The organism is Salinivibrio sp. ML323 (assembly GCF_001995745.1).
Lineage (GTDB): Bacteria > Pseudomonadota > Gammaproteobacteria > Enterobacterales > Vibrionaceae > Salinivibrio > Salinivibrio kushneri.
In genome coordinates, this window is sequence record NZ_MUES01000052.1 from 1 (window position 1) to 5,762 (window position 5,762).

2 protein-coding genes and 1 CRISPR repeat array are annotated in these 5,762 nt (G+C 50.3%); both genes read left to right on the forward strand.

Annotation, left to right across the window (positions count from 1 at the left end):
* Nucleotides 1-1,281 precede the first annotated feature (1,281 nt).
* Nucleotides 1,282-3,711: a CRISPR direct-repeat array (repeat unit 28 nt; unit sequence TTTCTAAGCTGCCTATGCGGCAGTGAAC).
* Nucleotides 3,712-3,983: 272 nt separating this feature from the next.
* A complete protein-coding gene (locus tag BZG13_RS14945; RefSeq protein WP_077487184.1) occupies nt 3,984-4,220 on the forward strand; it encodes a TA system antitoxin ParD family protein in 237 nt (78 codons plus the stop codon).
* On the forward strand, nt 4,189-4,536 hold the full coding sequence (locus BZG13_RS14950) for a type II toxin-antitoxin system RelE/ParE family toxin (RefSeq protein WP_077487185.1): 348 nt from the start codon (nt 4,189-4,191) through the stop codon (nt 4,534-4,536). Before BZG13_RS14945 ends, BZG13_RS14950 begins: the two co-directional genes overlap by 32 nt.
* Nucleotides 4,537-5,762: the final 1,226 nt, after the last annotated feature.

Here is a 5,762-nt window from a genome sequence, read left to right on the forward strand (position 1 = left end):
ACGCCAATGGTACCACCGACGTTAAAGGACGTTAAAGTTCGCGTAGGTCGGCATAAGCGCTAACTCGATCGTGCAAACTTGGTATGACTTTCGCCGCGCGCAGTGCAACTGGCGCCATCCGACATCGGAGCCAACTATTAACCCCTGATCGTGACAGGCGCCCGTTGGCAATGTCCCCTTATCCAACATCGTGCTGGGGCTTGTGTCACCTACGCCAATGGCACCACCGACGTTAAAGTTCGCGTGGGTCGGCATAAGCGCTAACTCGATCGTACAAACTTGGTGTGATTTGCACCGCGCGCAGTGCAACTGGCGCCAGTTGCACTGCGCCATCCGACATTGAGGCCAACGATTAACCTCGATCGTGACAGGCGCCCGTTGGCAATTTCCACATATCCAACACCGTGCTGGGGCTTGTGTCACCTACGCTGCCTGTGCGGCAGTGAACTTCGGGCGCGTCCGTTGGCCGTGGCTGCACATTTTCTAAGCTGCCTGTGCGGCAGTGAACTTTATTAAGATAAAACCAAACATGAATATTATTTTCTAAGCTGCCTGTGCGGCAGTGAACAACACCAAAATCGGCAATGACGGATTTTGGCCTTTCTAACCTGCCTGTGCGGCAGTGAACTCCACGGCTCGCCGTGCCAGTTCAAACAGCGATTTCTAAGCTGCCTGTCCGTAGGTCGGACAAGCGCTAACTCGATCGTACAAGCTTGGTGTGATTTGCGCCGCGCGCAGTGCAACTGGCGCCAGTTGCACTGCGCCATCCGACATTGAGGCCAACGATTAACCTCGAGAGGCCAACGATTAACCTCGATCGTGACAGGCGCCCGTTGGCAATGTGCATCTATCCAACACCGTGCTGGGGCTTGTGTCACCTACGCCAATGGTACCACCGACGTTAAAGTTCGCGTAGGTCGGCATAAGCGCTAACTCGATCGTGCAAACTTGGTATGACTTTCGCCGCGCGCAGTGCAACTGGCGCCATCCGACATCGGAGCCAACTATTAACCCCTGATCGTGACAGGCGCCCGTTGGCAATTTGCACCTATCCAACACCGTGCCGGGGCTTGTGTCACCTACGCCAATGGTATCATCGGGCCAAAAGTGGCTGTTCCGATAACCAATGTAAGCCAATAACATCACCGACGTTAAAGTTCGCGTAGGTCGGCATAAGCGCCAACTCGATCGTACAAACTTGGTGTGATTTACGCCGCGCGCCATCCGACATTGAGGCCAACGATTAACCTCGATCGTGGCAGACGGCCAGGTCGTTAATCTTCTCTAAGCTGCCTGTGCGGCAGTGAACGTCAGGGTGCTGCCGACTTCTTTTGTTTCATCTTTCTAAGCTGCCTGTGCGGCAGTGAACGTTGAGGGATTTGGGGTCGGTAAATTTCCACATTTCTAAGCTGCCTGTGCGGCAGTGAACGAGCAAGTGATCAAAATGCTTGCCGTGTTGGATTTCTAAGCTGCCTGTGCGGCAGTGAACAATCCAGTCAATATTACTGTCAACGTTTAGCGTTTCTAAGCTGCCTATGCGGCAGTGAACGCGACCGTGCGCACCCGGATCGGTGTGCTCACTTTCTAAGCTGCCTATGCGGCAGTGAACCGCAGAATCTGCAAGCGTACGCGCTGGCGGAATTTCTAAGCTGCCTATGCGGCAGTGAACGCAATGTGCAGTTTTTTACGCCAAACCAGACTTTTCTAAGCTGCCTATGCGGCAGTGAACGTCTGACAGGTCGGCCGCTTGGTCTTCGGTCATTTCTAAGCTGCCTATGCGGCAGTGAACGTAAAGATCGCTTTCGCCCTGAAGAGGTTGAATTTCTAAGCTGCCTATGCGGCAGTGAACCCTGTCAACTAGGGCTGAAAGTTTTTCAGAAATTTCTAAGCTGCCTATGCGGCAGTGAACGGAATGTCCGAGCCGTCCGCCACACGGTAAACTTTCTAAGCTGCCTATGCGGCAGTGAACTGTTTTAGATAAATAAACTATTAACCGTTATATTTCTAAGCTGCCTATGCGGCAGTGAACCATAAAAATAAGCGCAATTATAGAAAAAATAATTTCTAAGCTGCCTATGCGGCAGTGAACGTATGCTTTACACTCATACAAACACCTATAACTTTCTAAGCTGCCTATGCGGCAGTGAACCGCTGCGCGAACTGCTCAAAATCGCTCTTTTGTTTCTAAGCTGCCTATGCGGCAGTGAACGATGATCTGGTAGGTATCTGGCCGATCTCGACTTTCTAAGCTGCCTATGCGGCAGTGAACCGATAGTCGTTCCAGTGATCGCGATGCAGTTTTTTCTAAGCTGCCTATGCGGCAGTGAACAGAGGGCGGACTATGACAAACCAAGTGCCGCATTTCTAAGCTGCCTATGCGGCAGTGAACACCACGTCAACAAGGACAACGGCGTGATCGGAGTTTCTAAGCTGCCTATGCGGCAGTGAACTTGCTCGTGAGTTCCTGAATATCGAGCTCACGTTTCTAAGCTGCCTATGCGGCAGTGAACCCGCAGCCAAGGACTCCCCCCCATGAGCCAATTTTCTAAGCTGCCTATGCGGCAGTGAACTGCATCTTGATGTGACTGACCAAATGATACACTTTCTAAGCTGCCTATGCGGCAGTGAACTCCCATTGAACAGCGTCTTGCCGTTCGTGAATTTTCTAAGCTGCCTATGCGGCAGTGAACCAGAATCGCTTGATTTTGACTATGAAATTGTGTTTCTAAGCTGCCTATGCGGCAGTGAACGGACACTACTTACCAATCTCAGACAGACTACTTTTCTAAGCTGCCTATGCGGCAGTGAACGAAGAGCTCGACGAAATGCACCAGCTTTTTGTTTTCTAAGCTGCCTATGCGGCAGTGAACGTAACGTGTCTTTTTACTGGCACCGGCCTCAATTTCTAAGCTGCCTATGCGGCAGTGAACGAGTAGAGGCTAAACTACACGAACAGTATTTGTTTCTAAGCTGCCTATGCGGCAGTGAACTTTTTGCTTCACTGGATTTCTGAGCGCTTAGGTTTCTAAGCTGCCTATGCGGCAGTGAACTGAATGACCTGATTTTGAATGGTATTTTCAGTTTTCTAAGCTGCCTATGCGGCAGTGAACCACCCATTCAAGATTTGCTTTCCATTCTGCATTTTCTAAGCTGCCTATGCGGCAGTGAACCAGGTCAACCAAGCAGTTGTGCTTGACGACTATTTCTAAGCTGCCTATGCGGCAGTGAACCACAAGCTGGCCGTTAATGCGGTCTGTCTTGCTTTCTAAGCTGCCTATGCGGCAGTGAACCTACACTATTAGCTGATAAAGCTCTCGCGCGCTTTCTAAGCTGCCTATGCGGCAGTGAACTCGACCAGCAAAAAGCATACGCAACCGCGGCAGTTTCTAAGCTGCCTATGCGGCAGTGAACTCGAGTCAACAATACAAACGGGGTTTCCTTATTTTCTAAGCTGCCTATGCGGCAGTGAACATGCTTGAGCGTGTCGCGTAATTCGCTGATTTTTTCTAAGCTGCCTATGCGGCAGTGAACGTCTAGTTCAACAAAATCCGGGGTTTCCTTATTTTCTAAGCTGCCTATGCGGCAGTGAACTCACCGCTTCTTGGAACAAATCCTCGAAATAATTTCTAAGCTGCCTATGCGGCAGTGAACCACCGAGGAACGCAAGGTAAAAGACATCGGCCTTTCTAAGCTGCCTATGCGGCAGTGAACTATAGAATAACCTAACAATCATCTGTTACAACAGGCCGTTAGGATAAAAATCGTCTTTTACCCTTGTTAAAAATCGCTTTCCGTAACGCTTTGTATTTATTGTTTATTTTTGAACAGCCAAAAAAGAAGGGTCGCAAGGGTATCAACTTATCACATATGTTGAAGCAGAGCCGTCTTAAGTCACGCCAGATGTGCCAGTTCTAAATATATTGCAAGGCGCGACATTTTGTCGCATATTAACCAGTGAAGATTTATAGACGAGGTAATGAATCATGCCAACCAGTGTACGGTTAGATGATGAGTTTGTGTCAGATGTAAAAGTGCATGCAGAAGCTGAAATGCGCTCTGTGCCCAAGCAAATTGAATACTGGGCAAAAATCGGGAAAATCATGACTGAGAACCCTGATTTACCCTATAGCTTTGTGCAAGAAGCCCTGATTGCATCTGAAGAAGTCAAACTTGGTAAGTTAAAACGTTATGAGCGACGGACCCCACGACAATCAGATTGATGTTTTCGTCTCTCGTGTTTTTGAAAAGCAGATGAACAAGTTGTCCGAGGCGCAGTGTGAAGTGGTCGAGGACGAGATAGACAGAATCATTGAAGATCCCACGCTTGGCACCCAGAAAAAAGGCGATCTGTCTTATCTTTGGGTGCACAAGTTCAAGCTCGATAGGCAAGAAGTGTTACTTGGCTACGCTTGGATTGAAAACAAACTCGAGCTCTACCTGCTTAACATTAGCTCGCACGAGAACTTCTACGCGACGATGAAAAAGCGTGGAAAAGCGGATTTAAAGATCATTGGTGAACCGCCAAATCGACGTTAGTGACAGTGAATGAAAATCCGAAACCCAACGAGATCACTTTCCCTTTCTATGCCGCCTATACGTAACTCGGCATAAGCGCCAGCTCGATCGTGCAAACTTGGTGTGATTTGCACCGCGCGCAGTGCAACTGGCGCCAGTTGCACTGCGCCATCCGACATTGAGGCCAACGATTAACCTCGATCGTGACAGGCGCCCTTTGACAGTTATCACATATCCAACACCGTGCTGGGGCTTGTGTCACCTACGCCAATGGCACCACCGACGTTAAAGTTCGCGTAGGTCGGCATAAGCGCCAACTCGATMGTGCAAACTTGGTATGATTTGCGCCGCGCGCCATCCGACATCGGAGCCAACTATTAACCCCTGATCGTGACAGGCGCCCGTTGGCAATGTGCATCTATCCAACACCGTGCTGGGGCTTGTGTCACCTACGCCAATGGTATCATCGGGCCAAAAGTGGCTGTTCCGATAACCAATGTACGCCAATGGCACCGCCGATATTAAAATGGTGTGTAGGTCGGACAAGCGCCAGTGCGATGTCTGTCATGTATTACCCAAGCGGACTGAAGGGGCCAAAAGTGGCTGTTCCGATAACCAATGTACGCCAATGGCACCGCCGATATTAAAATGGTGTGTAGGTCGGACAAGCGCCAGTGCGATGTCTGTCATGTATTACCCAAGCGGACTGCGCGCCTCCGACATCGAGGCCAACGATTAACCTCGATCGTGACAGGCCCCCGTTGGCAATGTGCACCTATTCAACACCTTGCCGGGGCTTGTGTCACCTACGCCAATGGTATCATCGGGCAAAAAGTGGCTGTTCCGATAACCAATGTAAGCCAATAACATCACCGACGTTAAAGTTCGCGTAGGTCGGCATAAGCRCCAACTCGATCGTACAAGCTTGGTGTGATTTTCACCGCGCGCCATCCGACATCGTCGTTAAAATTGGCACTGATCGTGACAGGCGCCCGTTGGCAATTTGCACCTATCCAACACCGTGCYGGGGCTTGTGTCACCTACGCCAATGGTATCATCGGGCCAAAAGTGGCTGTTCCGATAACCAATGTACGCCAATGGCACCGCCGATATTAAAATGGTGTGTAGGTCGGACAAGCGCCAGTGCGATGTCTGTCATGTATTACCCAAGCGGACTGCGCGCCTCCGACATCGAGGCCAACGATTAACCTCGATCGTGACAGGCCCCCGTTGGCAATGTGCACCTA